Raw genomic sequence first — 18781 nt, forward strand, 5'->3', positions numbered from 1 at the left:
CATGGACCTCGACTCCTGGCAGCAGGATCTGCGCGCCGATTTCCCCATTTTCCAGAGCTTCCCGGGTACGGCGTACCTGGACAGCGCGGCCACCTCGCAGAAGCCGCGCGCCGTGCTCGACGCGGTCACCGGGTACCTGACCACCGGCAACGCGAACGCCGCCCGGGGAACGTACCCGTGGGCCAACCGCACCACCGCCCGGATCGAGGAGACCCGCGACCAGCTGCGGCGGTTCCTCGGCGCCCCGGAGCCCTCCGGCGTGCACTTCGTCAGCGGCGCCACCGAGGGGCTGCGCGCCGTGGCCCGGGACTGGCTCGCCCCACTGCTCCGGGACGGCGACGAGATCGTGGTGCCGTACGCCGACCACAGCGCGACCGTCCTCCCCTGGCAGGAAGCGGCCGCGCTGGCACCGGGGCGGGTCACCCTGGTCCCGATGCCGTACGACGCCGCCCACGACTACGACTACACCCGGCTCGCCGAGCTGGTCGGCCCGCGGACCCGGATGATCGCCGCCACCCACGTGCACCACGTCTACGGCAACGACATGAACATTCACCGGCTCCGGGCGGCGGCCGGTCCCGAGGTGCCGATCTGTCTGGACGCCGCCCAGTCCGTCGGGCACCTGCCGATCGCGCTCGGTACGCTCGACGTCGACTTCCTGGTCTTCTCCGGGCACAAGGCGATGGCGCTGCCCGGCACCGGCGCGGTCTGGTCGCGGGACGTCCGCGGCCCGGCGTTCGCGCCCGGCGGCTGGGCCGGCACCCCGAACACCGCGGGCATCGTCAGCCTGGCCGCGGCGATGACCTGGCTGGACCGGGCCGGGCTGGACCGGATCGAGGAGTGGAACCGCGCGCTCGCCACCCGGATCACCGAGGCGCTGGCGAAGATGCCCGCGTACGAGGTCCTCGGCTGCCAGACGAGCCTCGCCGATCCCGCGGTGCAGCAGCGGCAGAGCATCGTCACGTTCCGGCACCGGGAGATCGGCTCCAACGACCTCGGCTTCATCCTGGCCGGCGACGACCTGCTGGTCCGGGCCGACGGTCACTGCCAGGGCCCACGGGGTGAGCCGACCGCCTCGGTACGTGTCAGCCTGCACGTTTACAACACCGTTCACGAGGTTGACCGGCTTCTGCACGCCCTGTCCGCTCTGGATCAGTAGAATCGCGGGCGTTGTCGCCTGCTTTCTCACGACTTGTCCGGGAGCGCCAGACCATGACGCCGACCACCCTCGACCCGGCTCGCGTGGCCGGCTGGCGTACCGCCTGGGACGAGATGATGACCGCCTTCGTCCCCGGTCTCGCCACCCTGGAACGCGCCACCGCCACCACGATCGAGGCCCTCCTCGGCGGCGCGCCCCGCCGCGTCCTCGACCTCGGCGGCGGGCCGGGCCTCTTCGCCGGGCGGATGGCGGCCCGCTGGCCGGACGCCCGGATCACCCTGGTCGACATCGATCCGGTGCTGCTGGAGCTGGCCCGGGCCGCGCTGCCCACCACGGTCACCGTCACCGCCGCCGACCTGACCACGCCCGCCTGGCCGTCCTCCACCGGCGACCGGTACGACCTGATCACCGCGGTGATGACCGTCCACTACCTGGACCCGGGACCGATCCGCGCGCTGTACGCGGCGGCGCTGCAGGCCCTGGCGCCGGGTGGCCTGCTGATCGTCGCCGACCTGATGCCCGACGACACCCTGCCGACCGTGATGGCGTCCCTCGACCCGGCGCCCGCCGAGGCCGCCGCTGAGCTGGCCTGGGCCCAGTGGTGGAGCTCCCTCGACGAGGCCCCGCACCTGCATCCCCTGCTGGCCACCCGGGCGGACCTGTTCCGTACCCGCCCGCCGGCCGGGTTCACCGCCCCGGCCTCCTGGCACACCACCGCCGCCCGGCAGGCGGGCTTCCGGGAGTCCGGCCTGCTCTGGCGCGACGGCCGGCACGCCGCGCTGGCCGCCCGCCGCTGACCCGGCCGCGCCATCGTCGGCGGTTCGTGGCTGATCCGGCCGCGCCATCGTCGGCGGTTCGTGGCTGATCCGGCCGCGCCATCGTCGGCGGTTCGTGGCTGATCCGGCCGCGCCATCGTCGGCGGTTCGCGGCTCGCGACGAGCACGGTTCCGCCGGGCCGGCCGGCGCACACCGGCACGTGCGCAGATCGGTGCGGGCCGGGCGGCGGCGGGTGTGCACGATCGGCGCGGGCCGGGCCGGGAGGGGTGGCGGTGGGGTGGTGGGTGGGTCAGAGGGTGACGACGGCGTCGAGGCCGGTGGGGGTTGCCGGGTCGAGGCGGGTGTGGCCGCCGCCCGCGGTGGCCGGCTTGCAGACCAGGGCCAGGCCCAGTCCCGTGCCGCCTTTGGGGGCGCCGGGGGTACGCCAGAACGGCTCCAGGGCCCTGACGCGCTGCTCCGGGGAGAGACCCGGGCCCGCGTCTGTCCGTGGCCCGCCTGGTGGTGGTGGCAGCACCGCACCGTGATCGTGGGATGTGTGCGGTCCTTGTGCGGTACCCGGGCTGCTCCTATCCGGCCGCCAGGATCGCCGCTGCCTTCCGGCGATGTTCGGCGAGCCCGTGCGGACACGCGCTGCCCGCGGATCGTCGGTTCCGTCGGCCCGGGGTTCGGTCGTGGACCGGCCGGGCGGCGCCCGCGGGGCTGGTGGGCTGGCGATCCGGGGTGTCTCGGGCCGGTCGGCTGGTGGACCGGGGTGTCTCAAGCGCTCCGAGTGACCCGTGAACGCCAGCCGCGCCGGGAAAGCTGGCGCTCACGGGTCACTCCAGCCCGCCGACACACCCCAGAACGCCAGCCGCCAAGATCATCCCCCGTAGTTGATCATGAAATGTTGATCAAGACCGGCCGGTCAGGGCCCACCCCGACCGGGGGAAACCCCCATCCCTAACGGAACAGTGGCAGAAAACGGTGATCTTGGCCCGGGACCCTGTGGATAAACCCCGGCTGTGGATAACCCCCAACCCAGACCATGACCGAGAACGCCCATCCCGCGACCCCCGCCGGCGACGACGATGATCCGGCCGGAATCGACCAGCGGGGTCACGAGTGTCTCCGGCACGCTGGAGACAACCGTGCGGAGCCGAGACGGTGGGTCGTGTCAGGGCAGGGAGGGACCGGGGTGGTCCGCGCACGGCAGCGGGTGGGTGTCCGGGGAATGCGGGAACGGTGTGCGTTCGGTGCGGAAGAGGGGACGAAAGGGCGGACAAGCGGGGCATCGGCCACGGGCGGAGAAGCCGGGGTGATGGGCTGAGGGGGATCAACCGCAGCAACGGAGAGGGGACTGGCATGAGCAGGATCCGCGACCTCATGGTCGCCGGAATCGGTGTTCTGGCCGTTGTCGCCGTGGGGGCGGGGGCGGCACAGGCCGCGCCGGCCGGCGGGGATTCCAGCGCCAGCACGGCCGTCGTCGCGACGGCCGACCGGTCCGGGACCGGTGCACGGAGCACGACGAGCACGACCCTGGTGGCGGCCGGCAGCACCGGCACGACGACGGTGGGCGCGCATTACCCGCCGCCCTGGCCGCCGTACTACGGGCCGTTCGGCTACCGCGGGGGGATCCGGGTGGACGTGGGCCCGTACTACCCGGGGCCGTTCTATCCGGGTTACCCGCTCTGGTAGTCGGGTAGCGACCGATCAGAAACGCCCGCTTGCCGAGGGGTTCCGGCGAGCGGGCGTTCCGCGTCGGGGGGACGCTTCTCACGTGGGTGCCCGCCGCCAGTCCGGGAGGGCGGTCTGGCGGCGGGCCGGGCAGCGGACCCCTGGAGCGGCCGGGTGCCCGTTCGGGCGCCGTCCCCACAACCGGGATCCGTGAGTGTCCCGGCGGCGCCGCGTCCTCGGGCTACGCCTCGGCGGTGGCCGACGCGGAGTCGGTCGGCGTAGCGGTCTCGGTCGGTTCGGCGGTGGCGGTGTCGCTCTCGCTGGGGGTCGGCGAGGCGGTGTCGGTCGGTTCGGCGGTCGGGCTCGGCGACTCGGAGGGCGGCGGGCCGCTCGGCGGCGGGCCGCTGGGGCCACCGGGACCGCCGGGGCCGCCGCCACCGGGCTCCTCGACCGCGGTCGGGTCGACGGTGATCACCAGGCGGGCGACGTAACCGGTGGTCCAGTCGCCGGTGACGGTGGCCATCTCACGGGCGGCCAGGTCGTCGCCGAAGACCATGTCGCTCTCGAGCGAGATGCCCTCCATGTTGGTCACGCTCGCCTCGTAGCCCTCGGCGTTCGCGTAGACCTCGTCGGCGATCTCCTCGGGGAAGGCGATCTGGGAGGTCTTGCGGATCGGCCCGGCACCGCTGGTGGCCTCCTCCAGCGAGGTGTAGACCTCGAAGTGGATGTGCGGCCAGCGCCCGGTGTAGCAGGCCGGGAAGACGCTGGTGAAGCTGACCCGGCCGAAGCAGTCGGTCACCCCGATGCCGCGGAGGTAGTTCTCCTCGGTCGCGCCGTCGGAGTAGAGCGAGTACCGCCCCTCCCGGTCGCAGTGCCAGACGTAGACGGCGGCGCCCTCCAGCGCCGCGCAGTCCAGGTCCTGGACGACGATGGTGAACTTCAGCTCGACGCCCTCTGCCAGGCCGGTGTAGTCGCCGAAGGACGGGCGGATGTCGTGCCGGACAACCCCGTCGATCGTGCGGACGTCGGGGCCGTTGGAGCCGTCGGCGGGGAAGGGGCCGGCCGTCTCCGACTCGACCTCCTCGGCGCAGGTGGCCGCGGCGGCCTCGGCGCCCCCGGCCATCAGGGCGCCGGCGCCGGTGAGGGCGATCGCGCCGGTGCCGCCGAGCACGGCGAGCATCCGGCGGCGGGACATGGTGCCGAGGTCGAACGCGAGTCCCTTGTCATGAACGGCGCGGACGTACGCCTCGTTCTCGGGATCCCGGGGTGTTGCCATTTCTGCCGCCTCCTGGAGTCACTGTGCCGAGTGTTGGGATCGGTCAAGGCAGCAGAACATCGAAGGCTATGAATGACCTGTGGTTGATCTACATCGAATCATATCGATTGGGTCATAGTTTGCGGTGGGTGGCCGCCGGCAGGGCTCTGGCCAGGGCGTCGACGACGGCGAGGCCTGTGGACGAGCCTCCGGAGGGGCGTCTGCCCGTTCCGGAAGGGGTGCTGCGACGGAGCCCGCGAGCCGGTCGGAATCGGTCACTGGGTCGTGAGGAGCCGCCCGCGTACGCCGGAAGTGATCAGAGGGTGGGTGAGGCGCGCAGGAGCGGGCCGAAGAGGGTCGAGGTCTGGTGGGGGCTGAGGGTCTTGAAGGTGCCGGTCGCGGTGACCAGGGCGGTGTCCGGATCGGAGGCCGCGGCGATGCTGCCGGCGGCGGTGACCAGGCGGCCGTCGACGGCGGTGACCTCGGCGGTCAGGCGTAGCGGGGTGAGCAGCGGGACCGGGCGGCGATAGGCGGTGTCCAGGCGGATGGTCATGCCGGGATGACCGGAGAGGGTCACCGCGTGGCCGAGGATCTGGTCGAGGAGCATGGCGCTGACGCCGCCGTGAGCGAAGCGCGGCGGGCCCTCGAAGGCGAGGCCGAGCGTGCACGTGCCGACGGCGACCCCGTCGTCGTGGACGATCCGCAGTGGCGGGGCCAGCGGGTTGCCCGGGCCGATCACCGGGTTGTACATCCGGACGTTGCCGAGCAGGTCGTCGGCGCTGGCGAGGGTGTCGCGGTCGCGGGTGCGCGCGGCGAGCGGCGCGGTGAGCTCGCGGATCCGGTCGGCGGCCTCGATCAGTGCGGCGGCGGGCGCCTCGGTGGTGGTGGCCGTCTCGACCAGCGTGCGGAGGGCGTCGCCGAGGTCCTCGATGGCGGCGCGGCGGTCGTCGATCAAGGTCTGCCCCTTCGGGTGAGTGGGAACAGCATCAGGTTCTACCAACGCTGGTTCGCGTGAAGGCCGCGAGGCTAGTGAATCAGGTCACACTGCTATAACCTGTTCTAGTTGTCACGACCGGGTGAGTCGACGCAGTGGATGGGGAGATTCCATGGCGGTCACCGTGGAGTACGACGTCGTCGTCGCCGGAGCCGGCGCGGCCGGGATGACCGGCGCGCTCGCCGCCGCCCGCAATGGCCTGAGCACCGTCGTGATCGAGAAGGCGGCGGTCTTCGGCGGGTCGGCGGCCCGCTCCGGCGCCGGGATCTGGGTGCCGAACAACGAGGTGGTGCTCGCCGCGGGTGTGCCGGACACCCCCGCGCAGGCGGACACCTACCTGGCCGCGGTGGTCGGTGCCGAGGTGCCCGCCGTACGCCGCCAGGCCTTCCTCGCCAACGGCCCGGCGGCGATCTCGTTCGTGCTGACGTGGACGCCGCTGCGCTTCCAGTGGATGGGCGGCTATCCGGACTACTACCCGGAGCTCTCCGGCGGGATGCCGAACGGGCGCTCGATCGAGCCCGCGGCCTTCGACGCCAACATCCTCGGCGACGAGTACGCGAACCTGAACCCGGCCTACATCCCGACGCCGGCCGGCACGGTCATCTACGACGTCGACTACAAGTGGCTGGCGCTGATCGCCCGGCACCCGAAGGGCCTGGCCACCGCGACCGACATCGTCTGGCGCTACCTGCAGCTCGCCGCGCAGGGGCAGAACCCGATCACCATGGGGCAGGCGCTCGCCGGTGGCCTGCGCGCCGGGCTGATCGCCGCGGACGTCCCGGTCTGGCTGAACACCCCGCTGACCGAGCTGATCGTCGAGAACGGGCGGGTGGCCGGCGTGCTGGCCACGAGGGACGGTCAGCAGCTGGAGATCCGGGCGCGGCGCGGGGTGCTGATCGGCAGCGGCGGGTTCGAGCACAACCTCGCGATGCGGCAGCAGTACCAGGCCGCGCCGATCGGGGTGGACTGGACGGTCGGCGCCGCGTCCAACACCGGTGACGGCATCCGGGCCGGTCAGGAGGCCGGAGCGGCCCTCGGCCTGATGGACGACTCGTGGTGGGGGCCGATGATCCCGCTGCCGGACGGGCCGTACTTCTGCCTCTCCGAGCGCACGCTGCCCGGCAACGTCTTCGTCGACGGGACCGGGAAGCGCTTCGTCAACGAGGCCGCGCCGTACAGCGACGTGGTGCACGTGATGTACGCCGGCGCGCACTTCCCCTGCTGGATGATCCACGACCAGCAGTACCGGAACCGGTACCTCTTCCAGGAGATCGCGCCCGCGCTGCCCTACCCCGCCTCCTGGTACGCGAACGGCGCCCTGGTCAGCGACTGGACGATCGAGGGGCTGGCCGCCAAGATCGGGGTGCCGCCGGCGGCGCTGCGCGCGACCGTGGACCGGTTCAACACCCTGGCCAAGGCGGGGAAGGACACCGACTTCAAGCGGGGCGACAGCGCGTACGACGCGTACTTCGCGGACCCGACCAACACGCCGAGCCCCTGCCTGTCCGCGCTCTCGCTGCCGCCGTACTACGCGTTCAAAATCGTCCCGGGCGACCTGGGGACCAAGGGCGGGCTGGTCACCGACGCGCGGGCCCGGGTGCTGCGCCCGGACGGCACGGTGATACCCGGGCTGTACGCGGCCGGCAACGCGAGCGCCGCGGTGATGGGACACAGCTACGCGGGCGCCGGTTCGACGATCGGCCCCGCGATGACGTTCGGCTACACCGCCGGCCTGGAGATGGCCGCATCAACCTGAGGAGTGCGGATGCCCAAGGTGACCGTGTCGGCGGAGACGCCGGCCGACCCCGACAAGGTGTGGCAGGTCCTCACCGACCTGTCCCGGACGCCCGAGTGGAACAGCATGCACGAGGGCTTCACCACCGAGCTGCCCGCCGCGGTGAGCGAGGGCGCGCGGTACAAGCAGAAGGTGAAGCTGATGGGCATGCCGGCCGAGATGGCCTGGACGGTGGTCGCGGCGGAGGCCCCGAAGCACCTGGAGCAGGCCGGGGACGGTCCGATGGGGGTGAAGGCGAAGAACCGCTTCCGGCTGGAGCCGCTGGCGGCCGGGACGCGGATCACCTACGAGATGGAGTTCCTCGGGCCCGCGTTGAACGGGCCGATGGCCGGCATGCTCGAGAAGCAGGCCGGTGCCTCGGCGAAGACGTCGCTCGCGAAGCTGGTCGAGTTAACGCAGTAGCAGCCGGGTCGCCAGCTCCAGGTGGTTGACCACGTCGTTCGCCGAGGCGCGGCGGGTCACCCAGGCCACCAGGTTGGAGAGCCAGACGTCGCCGATGACCCGGGCGATGGCCCGGTCGTCGGCGGTCGGCTCGTCGTCGTGCATGGCCCGGACGAACATGTCCTCCATCAGCCGGGCGACCGCGTTGACCTCGGCGCTCGCGGACGGGTCGGCGAACATGAAGGCCCGGGTCATCGCCTCGGTGAGCAGCGGCTCGCGCTGCATGACCCGGGTCATCCCGCTGAGCACGTGCAGGGTGCGGTCGTACGCCGTCTCGCCCGGCACCGGCTTGCGGTCGAGCTTGCCCGCGATCGCCTCCAGCTCCAGCTCCAGCGCCGAGACCAACAGGTGGATCTTGGACGGGAAGTAGCGGTAGAGCGTGCCCAGGGCCACCTCGGCGCGCTCCGCCACGGTGCGCATCTGGACCGCGTCGTAGCCGCCCTTGGAGGCCAGCGAGAGCGTCGCCTCCAGGATCCGCCGCCGTCGATCGCGCTGCGCGGCGGAACCCTGCTCGGTGTCGCTGCCCGCGAGCGCGGCCCGGCTGCTGGTATTCGTTCTCGCCGCCATGGTCGCCCCCTTCTGTGGTGAATCAAGCCTACCAACGGGGTGTTGCGGCACTGTGTCCCCCGGTCGTGGCGGAGGCTTAGTGAAACGTGTTCTAATTCTGGCATGGGGCCCGACTTCCGGCCGGACGAGCGGGAGGCCGCGATCAGCGGACTCGCCGCCGAGATACTCGCGGGCGATCCGGACAAGGCGTGGGCGGCGCTGCGGACCGCCGGCCTGCTCGATCTGCCGGAGCGGGACGTGGCTCTCGTGCTGATCGAGGCGGGGCGGCGGGCGGACCGGGTCACCGTGCCGCCGCCGGAGTCGGTGCTCGCGGCGTGCGCGATCGGCGACGGCGCGGTGGCCGGGGCGCTGGAGCTGACCACGGCCCACGTGCGGACCCGGGAGCAGTTCGGGCGGCCGATCGCCACGTTCCAGGCCGCCGCGCAGCAGATCGCGGACGTCTACGTCGTCGCGCGGACGCTGCACCTGGCGACGCTGGCCGCGCTCTGGCGGGAGGACGAGACCGAGCTCGCCGTCGCGGCGCAGTGGCTCACCACCGAGGCGCCGCCCGCGTTGCGCACCTGTCACCACCTGCACGGCGGGCTCGGGCTGGCCGCCGACTACCCGCTGCACCGGTACACGGCGCTGGTCCGCGACCTGGTCCGGTACCTGGGCGGCGCCGAGCACCGGCTGGGCATCCTTGGGGGGCACGTTGTACATCGACCTGACTGAGTCCCAGCGGCGTCTACAAACGACGATAAAGCAGTATTTCGAACGGTTGGAAGGGACGCAGGAGCGCCACGGCCCGCGCTATCGCGCGATGATCGCTCAGCTCGGCAAGGACGGCTGGCTCGGCCTCGGCTTCCCGATCGAGTACGGCGGCGGTGGTCAGGGTCCCGTCGAACAGCAGATCTTCGTCAACGAGGCGGCCCGCGCGGACGTGCCACTCCCGGCGGTCACCCTGCAGACCGTCGCGCCGACGCTGTTGAAGAACGGCACCGAGGAGCAGAAGGCCGCCTTCCTGCCGAAGATTCTGGCCGGGGAGATCCACTTCGCGATCGGCTACACCGAGCCGGAGGCCGGGACGGACCTCGCCGCGCTGCGCACCCGGGCCGTCCGGCGGGGCGACGAGTACATCGTCGACGGGCAGAAGACCTTCACCACCGGCGCGCACGACGCCGACCATCTCTGGCTCGCCTGCCGGACCGGCCCGGACCGGCACCGCGGCATCTCGGTGCTGATCGTGGACACGAGCGACCCCGGCTACTCCTGGACGCCGATCATCACCTGCGACGGCGCGCACCACGTCAACGCGGTCTACCTCGCCGGTGTCCGGGTGCCGGTGAGCCGCCTGGTCGGCGCGGAGAACGAGGGCTGGCGGCTGCTCACCACCCAGCTCAACCACGAGAGGGTGATGCTCGGCCCGGCCGGCCGGATCGGCGCGCTGCACGACCGGGTGCTCGCCTGGGCGCACGCCTCCGGCGCCGCCGCGCTGCCCGAGGTGCGGCGCGCGCTGGCCCGCTCGTACGCCACGATGCGGGTCAACGAGCTGCTGAACTGGCAGGTCACCGGGGCGGAGCCGTCGGCGGCGGACGCGTCGGCGACCAAGGTCTTCTCCTCGGAGCGGCTGCTGCGCCTCGGTCAGGAGCTGGAGGAGCTGGTCGCCCGGCACGGCGATCCGGCCGATCCGGCGACCGCCGAGCTGCTCGCCTGGCTGGACGTGCAGGCCCGGCGGAACCTGGTGCTCACGTTCGGTGGCGGCGTCAACGAGATCCAGCGGGAGCTGATCTGCACCGCCGGGCTCGGGCTGCCGCGGGTGCCGCGATGAGGGCGCGCGACCCGGTCAACCTGCCGGCCATCCGAACCTGGCTGGAAGCGATCGGCGACGAGAATCCGCGCTACGAGCGGGAGGGGGTCGCACCCCCGGCGATGCTTCAGGTCTGGACGATGCGCGGATTATCAAAAGCGGTCGACAACCTCTACGGCGGGTTCGAGGACGAGGGCTACACCTCGATCGTCGCGACCGATAGTGCACAGACCTACCACCGCTACCTGCGCGTCGGTGAGGAGCTGACCGTCGAGGGCGAGGTCGTCGACGTGTCGCCTCCCAAGCGGACCGCACTCGGCGAGGGGCGGTTCATCACCACGGTCAGCAGCTGGTTCTCCGGCGCGGAGAAGGTCGGGGAGATGCGGTTCCGGGTGCTGAGGTACCGCGCCCAGAAAAGCGAAAAACCGAAGATGCCGCCTATCTCGCCCACGCGCACACCGGACACCGCCTTCTTCTGGGACGGCCTGGCCGACGGCGAACTGCGCCTGCAGCGCTGCGGAAAATGCGGGTCGCTGCGTCACCCTCCCGGCCCGGCCTGCGCCTCCTGCGGCTCCCTCACCCCTGTCGAGTACGCCGTGACGGCCGGAACGGGAACGGTCCACAGCTTCGTCGTCCACCACCATCCGAAGCTGCCCGGCCGCGCCGGCCCGTTCATCGTCGCGCTGGTCGACCTCGACGAGGGGGTGCGGATGGTCGCACCCTGCACCGGCCCGGTGAGCATCGGCGAGCGGGTCCGCGCCGAGATCGACGGCGGGCTCCCGGTCTGGCGCCCGGCGCACCACGTCGCGCTCCCGTCCTGGTCGCTTCCGGTCACCCCGACCACGGTGATCAGCACGGCGCTGGCCACCCGGGACTACCAGGACGTGCACCACGACCGGGACGCCGCGATCGCCCGGGGCAACCGGGACATCTTCCTCAACATCCTGACCACCACGGGGCTGGTGCAGCGCTACGTCACCGACTGGGCCGGGCCGTCCGCCGTCATCCACGGGATCGACATCCGGCTCGGGGCGCCGTGCCACCCGTACGACACGCTCACCTTCGGCGGGCACGACGTCGGGGGCGGGACGATCGCGCTGCACGGCCGTACCGGAGAAGGGGTTCACGTGTCCGGAAGCGTAAGGCTGACACGATGATCTCGCGAACCGCGGCCATCGCCGGTATCGGCGCCACGGAGTTCTCCAAGGACTCCGGGCGCAGCGAACTGCGTCTCGCGGTGGAGGCGGTGCGCGCCGCGCTCGACGACGCCGGCCTGCGCCCCGCCGACGTCTCCGGCCTGGTGACGTTCTCGATGGACACCAGCGCCGAGATCGCCGTCGGGCGCGAGGTGGGTGCCCCGAGCCTGCGGTTCCTGAGCCGCATATCGTACGGCGGGGGAGCGGCCTGCGCGATCGTCCAGCAGGCCGTGCTCGCCGTCGCCGCCGGGCTCGCCGACGTGGTGGTCTGCTACCGCGCCCTCAACGAGCGCTCCGGCCGCCGCTTCGGCCAGGCCTCGACGGGTGGCTTCGCCGACGTGGACGCGAGCTGGCACGTGCCGATGGGGCTGGCCACCCCGGCCGCGATGGTGGCCATGGTCGCCCGGCGCTACCTGCACGACTACGGCGCCACCACCGACGACTTCGGCCGGGTGACGGTCGCGGCCCGGCGGCACGCGGCGACCAACCCGGCCGCCTGGTTCCACGGCCGCCCGATCACCCTGGAACAGCACCGCGCGTCCCGCTGGATCGCCGAGCCGCTGCGGCTGCTGGACTGCTGCCAGGAGAGCGACGGCGCGGTCGCCCTGGTGGTCACCTCGGTGGAGCGGGCCCGCGACCTGCCCCGGCCGCCCGCGGTGGTGGCCGCCGCCGCCCAGGGCAGCGGGCCCGGCCAGTACGTGATGACCAGCTACTACCGGGACCGGATCGCCGCGCTGCCCGAGATGGGGGTGGTCGCCGCGCAGCTCTGGGAGCAGTCCGGCCTCACCCCGGACGACATCCGCACCGCCGTGCTCTACGACCACTTCACCCCGTACGTCCTGATGCAGTTGGAGGAGCTGGGGTTCTGCGGCCCGGGGGAGGCCCGGCACCTGGTGGCGGAGGGCGGCATCGAGCTCGGCGGGCGCCTGCCGGTGAACCCGCACGGCGGCCAGCTCGGCGAGGCGTACCTCCACGGCATGAACGGCATCGCCGAGGCGGTCCGCCAGATCCGCGGCACGTCGGTCAACCAGGTGGCCGGCGACGGCCCGGTCCTGGTCACCGCCGGCACCGGCGTCCCGACCAGCGGCCTAGTCCTGGAGCGGGACCTCTGAGGTGCCGACCGCGACCGGGCCGATCCACGTCAGGTCGGGGACGTTGACGACGACGGCGTCCTGGGTGGTGCGGGAGATGACCACGACGGCCTCGTTGTCGGGGTCGGGGTTCTCCTCGCGGTGCGGGACCCACGGCGGGACGTAGATGTAGTCGCCGGGCTTGGTGTCGACCCGGATCTCGCCCTTCTCCTCGTCCAGGAAGACGAAGGACGGGTTGCCGCTGACCACGTAGATCGCGGTCTCCGACTCGCCGTGGTGGTGGTTGCCGGAGTTGGTGCTCGCGGCCACGTGGGTCTGTCCCATCCAGAGGTTGCGGCTGCCGACCGTGCTGCCGCTGATCGCCTCGACCCGGCGCATCCCGGTGGTCTGCGCGGTGTCGCCGGACAGCGCGCTCGAGGCCACGTGGTGCAGTCGCCGGTGGAAGGGGTCGTCGTCGCTCATGCCCTGCACTGTGCATAAACAGATCCGGAAAGTCAACGTGAGCCTATCGGTTCACTAGGATATGAGAAGCGTGTTGACGCGGTGGCCCTCCGGATAGCACCGTCGAGAGCGAGCCGGTCGTGCGGGTTTCGGGCATCCGCACCGGGCCCGGCTCGATGGCCCACTTCCAGCGTGGTCCCCGTCGACGCGGGCCGCGCGCCACCTCATGGAGGCATCCGCCATGACCCTGCACGCCATCACGCCCGACACCGCCGAGACCGTGGACGCGGACCTCTTCCGCCGCCTGCTGCGCCGTCACGCCGCGGCCGTCGTGGTGATCACCGCGCCCGGTGAGCCGGCCACCGGCTTCACCGCGACCTCGTTCACCTCGGTATCCCTGGATCCGCCGCTGGTCTCGTTCTGCCTGGCGCACACCGCGTCGGCCTGGCCCGCGGTCGAGGCCGCGGGCACCGTGGCCGTGCACGTCCTCGGCCAGGGCCAGGAGCAGGTCGCCCGGACGTTCTCGGCCCGCGGCATCGACCGGCTGGCCACGCACGGCGCCTGGTCTCCCGGGCCGGACGGCGTGCCGCTTCTGGACGGCGTGCTGGCCCGTTTCGTCTGTCGCGTCGTCGAGCGCGTCACCGCCGGCGACCACACCATCGTGCTGGCCACCCCGCAGGCCGGCGAGCACCGCGACGACGAGTCGGAGACGCCGCTGCTCTACCACGCGGGGCGGTACGCCGCCGTCAATCATGCCGTCGAGTAGCGCCCGTCGAGAGCAGGTCGAGCAGGGTGGCCGCGGCGCCCTCGACCAGGTCGGCACCGAGTCCGCGCCGGGGCCAGACGGAGAGCTCCAGGGGCTGCGGCGGCGGCAGGTCGTCCCGGGCCACCAGGCCGTCGAGGCGCTGGCCGAAGGTGGCCATCAGGCCCACGCCCAGCCCGGCCCGGACCGCGGCCTGCACCCCGGCCAGGTGCGCCGCCTCGCAGCCGACCTCGGCGGAGCGCCGGTTCGCGGCGAGCGTCTCCAGGGCCCGGCTGCGCAGCGCGCACGGGGCGTCGAAGGCGACCAGCGGGATCGGCTCGCCGGTCGGCGGCAGCTGCCAGCCGGGCGCGGAGTACCAGGTCAGGTTCAGTTCGCCGACCGTACGGGCCTCGGGCTCCTCGGCCGGCCCGAGCAGCAGCGCGAGGTCGACCCGGCCGTCGAGCAGGGCGGTCCGCAGCTGGCTGCCCCGGTCGATCCGGAAGCGGATCCGCCGGTCCGGGAAGCGCGCGGCCAGCGAGGCGGTCAGGTCCGGGAGCAGTTGCGCCGCGGCGTGCTCGGTGGAGCCGATCAGCAGGGTGCGCTCCAGCTCCACGCCGAACGCGTGCAGCGTCTCGTCGTGCGCGGCGAGGATCCGGCGGGCGTGCAGCAACAGCGCCTCGCCGTCGGTGGTGAACCGGGATCCGCGTCCCTCGCGCTCGACCAGCGTGCGGCCGAGCGCGGCCTCCAGGCGGCGGACGTGCTGGCTCACCGCACCCTGGCTGAGGTGCAGCGATGTCGCGGCGCGCTGAAAGCCGCCGGTGTCGGCGACGGCGACCAGGCTGCGCAGGGGCCCGATGTCAAGAATCCCGCTCATGCCTATCATCTTACTAGGAATTGATCAGGCTGCGTGATGGCTCGTCATCACGATCTTTCGTTGGACGCGTCACGCACCGTGTACCGATACTCGTCTCCATGAGCCGGGCGTCCTGACCCGGCGGCGCCGCCGCCCGAGGCGCCCTTCCTTCCGTACGAACCCCCGCATTCTTGCTGCCCGAAATACCCGGAAAGGCATCATATAATGACCCGTAGAACCCTCAAGCTGGGAGCGGTGCTCCTCGGCGTCGGTGGGCCGGGCCAGCACCACACCTGGCTGAACCCGGAGATCCCCGGCGACGCGAGCGTGGACATCCGCTGGTACATCGCCCGCGCCCAGCAGGCCGAGGCCGCGCTCTTCGACCACGTGTTCATCGTGGACAGCCAGTTCATCACCCCGGACTCGCCGAACCACTACCTGAACCGGCTCGAACCGCTCACCCTGCTCTCCGCGGTGGCCGTGCACACCAGCCACATCGGGCTGGTCGGCACGCTGACCACCTCGTACAACGACCCGTACAACCTGGCACGGCGGCTGGCCTCGCTCGACCTGATCAGCGGCGGCCGGGCCGGATGGAACGTGGTCGCGACCGGGGACGGCGGGACGGCCGGGAACTACGGCCGCAAGGAGCACTACGACTACGCCGCCCGGTACGGCCGCGCCCTGGAGCACGTCCGGGTGGCGCAGGGGCTCTGGGACTCGTACGAGGACGACGCCTTCCCGCGTGACAAGGAGAACGGCGTCTTCTTCGACAAGGCCAAGCAGCACGCGCTGCACCACATCGGCGAGCACTTCCAGGTGGCCGGCCCGCTGAACATCCAGCGCTCGCCGCAGGGCCAGCCGGTGATCTTCCAGGCCGGCGACTCCGAGGAGGGCCGGGACCTGGGCGCGAGCGTCGCCGAGGCGATCTTCACGCACGCGCAGACGATCGAGGAGGGCCGGGCGTTCGCCGAGGACATCCGGGCCCGCGCCGCCGCCAAGGGCCGGAACCCGGAGCACGTCCTGATCGTCCCGGGGATCAGCCCGATCATCGCGGACACCGATGAGGAAGCCCGCGCGATCGAGGCCGAGCTGGTCGGCGGCAAGGACTTCGATCGGGCCCTCAAGGAGCTCGGCCGTCCGTTCGGCTGGCACGACTTCACGCGGTACGACCTGGACGCGCCCTTCCCCGACCTCGGTGACCTGGGCGACCGGAGCTTCAAGACCCAGGCCGAGAAGATCAAGAAGCTGGCCGCCGAGAACGGGTTCACGCTGCGCCAGGTCGTCCAGCACAGCATCGACGCGCGGCGCTCGCCCTTCGTCGGCTCGGCGCGGACCGTGGCGGACGAGATCCAGAAGTGGTTCGAGGCGGGTGCCTTCGACGGCATCAACCTCACGGTCACCGTGCCGAGTGACTTCGCCCGCTTCGTCGACGAGGTGCTGCCGCTCCTGCGCGAGCGGGGTATCGCGCGCACCGCGTACGACGCCACCACGCTCCGGGGCAACCTCGGGCTCCCCGTCCCACCGAACCGCTACACCGGCGTCCCGGTCCAGTGAAAGGCACCACGATGAGCCGTACCCGACAATGGGCCGCCGCAGCCCTGGCACTCAGCCTGACCCTGACCGGTTGCGCGGGAGGCGCCGCGGGCGCCGCCGACGAGGAGAGCACGCTGCGCTGGGCGGTCACCCTGCCCGCGCACTGGGACCCGGTGGTGAGCGGCAGCGGCGCCCAGTTCCGCATCCTGTCGCTGGCCTACGCGTCGTTGACCGAGATCAACGAGAAGGGTGAGGCGGTCCCGAGCCTCGCCGAGAGCTGGGACTACAACGACAAGGGCGACCAGGTCACCTTCCACCTGCGGCCGAACCTGACGTTCAGCGACGGTACTGCCCTGGACGCCGCGGCGGTCAAGGCCTACCTGGAGCGGGCCAAGACGCAGAAGGACTCGGCGCTCTTCGGCGACCTCACCTCGCTCAAGACGGTCACCGCGACGAGCGCGACCGACGTGGTGATCGACCTGACCCAGGTCGACTACCAGATCCCGCTGCTGCTCGGCGAGCGCGTCGCCCAGATCACCAGCCCCACGGCCGACCCGACCGCGCTGGACAAGGACCCGGTCGGCGCCGGCCCGTTCGTGGTGACCGAGAACGTTCCGGGCTCGCACGTCTACTTCGCGAAGAACCCGGACTACTGGGACGCCGGGAACATCCACATCGACCGGGTGGAGCTGCTCGCCGAGCCGGAGGCCGCGACGATCGTGGCGGGCGTGCAGACCGGCGTCTACGACCTGGCCACGCTCGGTGCGAGCCAGGTCAAGGCGGCCGAGGCGGCGAGGCTGGACGTGGTCAACCAGCCCGGCTACAACGCCTCCAACATCAGCATCAACATCAACAAGAAGCCGTTCGACAACCCGAAGATCGTCGACGCGGTCCGGTACGCGACCAACCGCCAGGAGTTCGTCGACAAGATCACGTTCGGGAACGGGTCCGCGACCGATCAGCCGTTCCCGTCGAACTACATCGCCTACGACCAGCAGTCGGCGAACCGGTACCCCTACGACCTGGCGAAGGCGAAGGCCCTGATCGCCGAGGCGGGCTACCGGCCGGGCGAGATCACCGTCGACCTGGTGATCACCTCGCTCTTCTCCACCGCCGCCGAGATCGTCCAGTCGCAGCTCGCGGCGGCCGGCATCACGGTGAACGTCAAGGTCGACCCGAACTGGGCCACCCCGTTCTTTGCCAAGGACCTGGCGCTCTCGCTCTACGGCACCACCGGCCGGGAATCGCCGGTGCAGACGCTCACCGCGCACTTCGGACCGAACGGCCCGCTCAACCTGAGCACCCCGTACGAGCCGGAGGGCTTCGAGGCCGCCGTCGCGAAGGCCCGGCAGACTCCGCTCGACTCGCCCGGCTACCAGGCGAACCTGCAGGCCGCGACGCGTGCCGGGCTGGAGAGCCGGGCGCTGGTCTTCACGTACTCGTCGCCGAACCTCTTCGTGAAGAGCACCCGGGTCTCCGACTTCGCGGCGGTCCCCGGCCAGCTGCACTGGACCGGGCTCACGGTCGCGGCGTCATGACCCGGGCCATCCTGGCCGGCCTGGCCCGGTCGGTCGCCATCCTCGTCCCGGTCTTCGTCCTGGCCACCTTCGTCACCTTCGCGCTGCGGGCGCTGAGCGGGCTCAGCCCGGCTCACCTCCAGCTCGGCGAGTCGGCGACGCCCGAGGCGATCGCGAAGATCGAGCACCAGTGGGGTCTCGACCGGCCGTTCCTCACCCAGTACGCCGACTGGTTCGGCAGGCTGCTCTCCGGGGACCTCGGGACCAGCTGGTACAACGGTGCGGACATCGCCCGGCTGCTGACCGACGGGGCGATCGTCAGCCTCTCGGTCGCCGGGCTGGCCCTGCTGATCGGGGTGGTCTTCGGGTTCGGTTTCGGCGTGCTGGCCGCGGTGCGCCGGACCACCTGGGTGGACCGGGCGATCACCGGGTTCATGACCTTCATCTCGGTGATGCCGTCCTTCGTGGTCGGCATCGCCCTGGTGGTGGTCTTCGCGGTCGGGCTGGGCTGGTTCCCCTCCGCCGGGTACGTGCCGGCGGAGCGGGGGTTCGGCGTCTGGCTCGCGCACATCACGCTGCCGGCGATCGCGCTCAGCTTCGACACCGTCTCGGACGTGGCCCGTCAGCTGCGCTCCGGGCTGGTCGCCGCGTACCGGGAGAACTACGTGACCGGTGCGGTGGTCCGCGGCCTCAGCCCGCGCCGGATCTTCCTCCGGCACGTGCTGCGCAACGGGATGGGCCCCGCGCTGACCGTGCTCGGCATGAAGTTCCCCAACCTGCTCGGCGGCGCGGTCGTCACCGAGTCGATCTTCGGGATGGCCGGGTTCGGCAAGTTCGCGGCCGACTCGGCGCAGCGCGGCGACGTGCCCGCCGTCCAGGGCGTGCTGGTCGTCTCGGTGGTCCTGGTCGTCGTCTTCAACCTGCTGGTCAACGTGATCCTGGCCCGGGTCACCCCGGCCTCGGCGAGAGGGGTGTGAC

General features: G+C 71.9%; 18 protein-coding genes and 2 pseudogenes. 14 read left to right on the top strand and 6 right to left on the bottom strand.

Annotated elements, in window-relative coordinates:
- Position 1: 1 nt before the first annotated feature.
- Together AB0M08_RS18375 and AB0M08_RS18380 are read left to right on the top strand one after the other, a co-directional pair.
- On the top strand, positions 2-1159 hold the full coding sequence (locus tag AB0M08_RS18375; RefSeq protein WP_364494211.1) for an aminotransferase class V-fold PLP-dependent enzyme: 1158 nt from the start codon (positions 2-4) through the stop codon (positions 1157-1159).
- A gap of 53 nt (positions 1160-1212) precedes the next feature.
- Positions 1213-1956: a class I SAM-dependent methyltransferase gene (locus AB0M08_RS18380; RefSeq protein ID WP_364494214.1), complete on the top strand. Its 744-nt coding sequence runs from the start codon at positions 1213-1215 to the stop codon at positions 1954-1956.
- A gap of 269 nt (positions 1957-2225) precedes the next feature.
- Here the strand turns inward: AB0M08_RS18380 and AB0M08_RS18385 are convergent, their stop codons facing one another.
- Positions 2226-2450 (bottom strand): ATP-binding protein, encoded by a 225-nt coding sequence (locus AB0M08_RS18385; RefSeq protein ID WP_364494216.1) that lies wholly within the window; start codon positions 2448-2450, stop codon positions 2226-2228.
- An 827-nt stretch (positions 2451-3277) separates the two neighbouring features.
- Here AB0M08_RS18385 and AB0M08_RS18390 point away from each other — a divergent pair.
- Positions 3278-3610: a hypothetical protein gene (locus AB0M08_RS18390; RefSeq protein ID WP_364494218.1), complete on the top strand. Its 333-nt coding sequence runs from the start codon at positions 3278-3280 to the stop codon at positions 3608-3610.
- Between the two features lie 220 nt (positions 3611-3830).
- On the opposite strand, the gene AB0M08_RS18395 is transcribed toward AB0M08_RS18390, so the two are convergent.
- Entirely contained in the window at positions 3831-4865 is a 1035-nt protein-coding gene (locus AB0M08_RS18395) for an intradiol ring-cleavage dioxygenase (protein WP_364494221.1), read from the bottom strand.
- A 295-nt stretch (positions 4866-5160) separates the two neighbouring features.
- Complete coding sequence (locus tag AB0M08_RS18400) at positions 5161-5799, bottom strand: PaaI family thioesterase (protein ID WP_364494224.1); 639 nt, start codon at positions 5797-5799, stop codon at positions 5161-5163.
- A gap of 151 nt (positions 5800-5950) precedes the next feature.
- Between AB0M08_RS18400 and kstD the strand changes: the two genes are divergently transcribed.
- The gene (gene kstD, locus AB0M08_RS18405) at positions 5951-7594 is read left to right on the top strand and encodes a 3-oxosteroid 1-dehydrogenase (protein WP_364494226.1); all 1644 of its coding nucleotides are present in this window, start codon (positions 5951-5953) and stop codon (positions 7592-7594) included.
- A gap of 9 nt (positions 7595-7603) precedes the next feature.
- A complete protein-coding gene (locus AB0M08_RS18410; RefSeq protein ID WP_364494229.1) occupies positions 7604-8035 on the top strand; it encodes an SRPBCC family protein in 432 nt (143 codons plus the stop codon).
- Here AB0M08_RS18410 and kstR read toward each other — a convergent pair.
- Positions 8024-8641, bottom strand: coding sequence for a cholesterol catabolism transcriptional regulator KstR (gene kstR / locus AB0M08_RS18415; protein WP_364494231.1), 618 nt, complete (start codon positions 8639-8641; stop codon positions 8024-8026). The two genes, AB0M08_RS18410 and kstR, sit on opposite strands and share 12 nt — an antisense overlap.
- A gap of 300 nt (positions 8642-8941) precedes the next feature.
- On the opposite strand from kstR, the pseudogene AB0M08_RS18420 reads away from it, so the two are divergent.
- The 5 genes and pseudogenes from AB0M08_RS18420 to AB0M08_RS18440 all read left to right on the top strand — a co-directional run.
- Positions 8942-9352 (top strand): annotated as a pseudogene (locus AB0M08_RS18420) (acyl-CoA dehydrogenase family protein); the annotation flags it as partial.
- The gene (locus AB0M08_RS18425) at positions 9333-10448 is read left to right on the top strand and encodes an acyl-CoA dehydrogenase family protein (protein WP_364494234.1); all 1116 of its coding nucleotides are present in this window, start codon (positions 9333-9335) and stop codon (positions 10446-10448) included. The pseudogene AB0M08_RS18420 and the gene AB0M08_RS18425, both read left to right, overlap by 20 nt.
- Positions 10445-11218 (top strand): annotated as a pseudogene (locus tag AB0M08_RS18430) (OB-fold domain-containing protein); the annotation flags it as partial. The gene AB0M08_RS18425 and the pseudogene AB0M08_RS18430, both read left to right, overlap by 4 nt.
- Positions 11219-11272: 54 nt before the next feature.
- A complete protein-coding gene (locus AB0M08_RS18435; protein ID WP_364494473.1) occupies positions 11273-11584 on the top strand; it encodes an acyl dehydratase in 312 nt (103 codons plus the stop codon).
- Positions 11581-12735, top strand: coding sequence for a lipid-transfer protein (locus AB0M08_RS18440; protein WP_364494236.1), 1155 nt, complete (start codon positions 11581-11583; stop codon positions 12733-12735). Before AB0M08_RS18435 ends, AB0M08_RS18440 begins: the two co-directional genes overlap by 4 nt.
- Here the strand turns inward: AB0M08_RS18440 and AB0M08_RS18445 are convergent.
- Positions 12712-13176 (bottom strand): cupin domain-containing protein, encoded by a 465-nt coding sequence (locus AB0M08_RS18445; protein ID WP_364494239.1) that lies wholly within the window; start codon positions 13174-13176, stop codon positions 12712-12714. The genes AB0M08_RS18440 and AB0M08_RS18445 overlap by 24 nt on opposite strands.
- A gap of 220 nt (positions 13177-13396) precedes the next feature.
- Here AB0M08_RS18445 and AB0M08_RS18450 point away from each other — a divergent pair, with 220 nt between their 5' ends.
- Positions 13397-13921, top strand: a complete 525-nt coding sequence (locus AB0M08_RS18450; protein ID WP_364494242.1) for a flavin reductase family protein — start codon at positions 13397-13399, stop codon at positions 13919-13921.
- On the opposite strand, the gene AB0M08_RS18455 is transcribed toward AB0M08_RS18450, so the two are convergent.
- Entirely contained in the window at positions 13902-14771 is an 870-nt protein-coding gene (locus AB0M08_RS18455; RefSeq protein WP_364494245.1) for a LysR substrate-binding domain-containing protein, read from the bottom strand. The two genes, AB0M08_RS18450 and AB0M08_RS18455, sit on opposite strands and share 20 nt — an antisense overlap.
- Positions 14772-14975: 204 nt before the next feature.
- Between AB0M08_RS18455 and AB0M08_RS18460 the strand changes: the two genes are divergently transcribed.
- From AB0M08_RS18460 to AB0M08_RS18470, 3 genes are read left to right on the top strand one after another with little or no spacing between them, the layout of a single operon-like run.
- Positions 14976-16307: an LLM class flavin-dependent oxidoreductase gene (locus tag AB0M08_RS18460; RefSeq protein WP_364494248.1), complete on the top strand. Its 1332-nt coding sequence runs from the start codon at positions 14976-14978 to the stop codon at positions 16305-16307.
- Between the two features lie 11 nt (positions 16308-16318).
- Positions 16319-17824 carry an ABC transporter substrate-binding protein gene (locus tag AB0M08_RS18465; RefSeq protein ID WP_364494251.1) on the top strand — a complete coding sequence of 502 codons (1506 nt, stop codon included), beginning with the start codon at positions 16319-16321 and terminating at the stop codon, positions 17822-17824.
- The gene (locus AB0M08_RS18470; protein WP_364494254.1) at positions 17821-18780 is read left to right on the top strand and encodes an ABC transporter permease; all 960 of its coding nucleotides are present in this window, start codon (positions 17821-17823) and stop codon (positions 18778-18780) included. Before AB0M08_RS18465 ends, AB0M08_RS18470 begins: the two co-directional genes overlap by 4 nt.
- The last annotated feature ends 1 nt before the right edge of the window (position 18781 follow it).

It is taken from the genome of Actinoplanes sp. NPDC051851, assembly GCF_040681165.1.
In the GTDB taxonomy this organism is placed as follows: domain Bacteria; phylum Actinomycetota; class Actinomycetes; order Mycobacteriales; family Micromonosporaceae; genus Actinoplanes.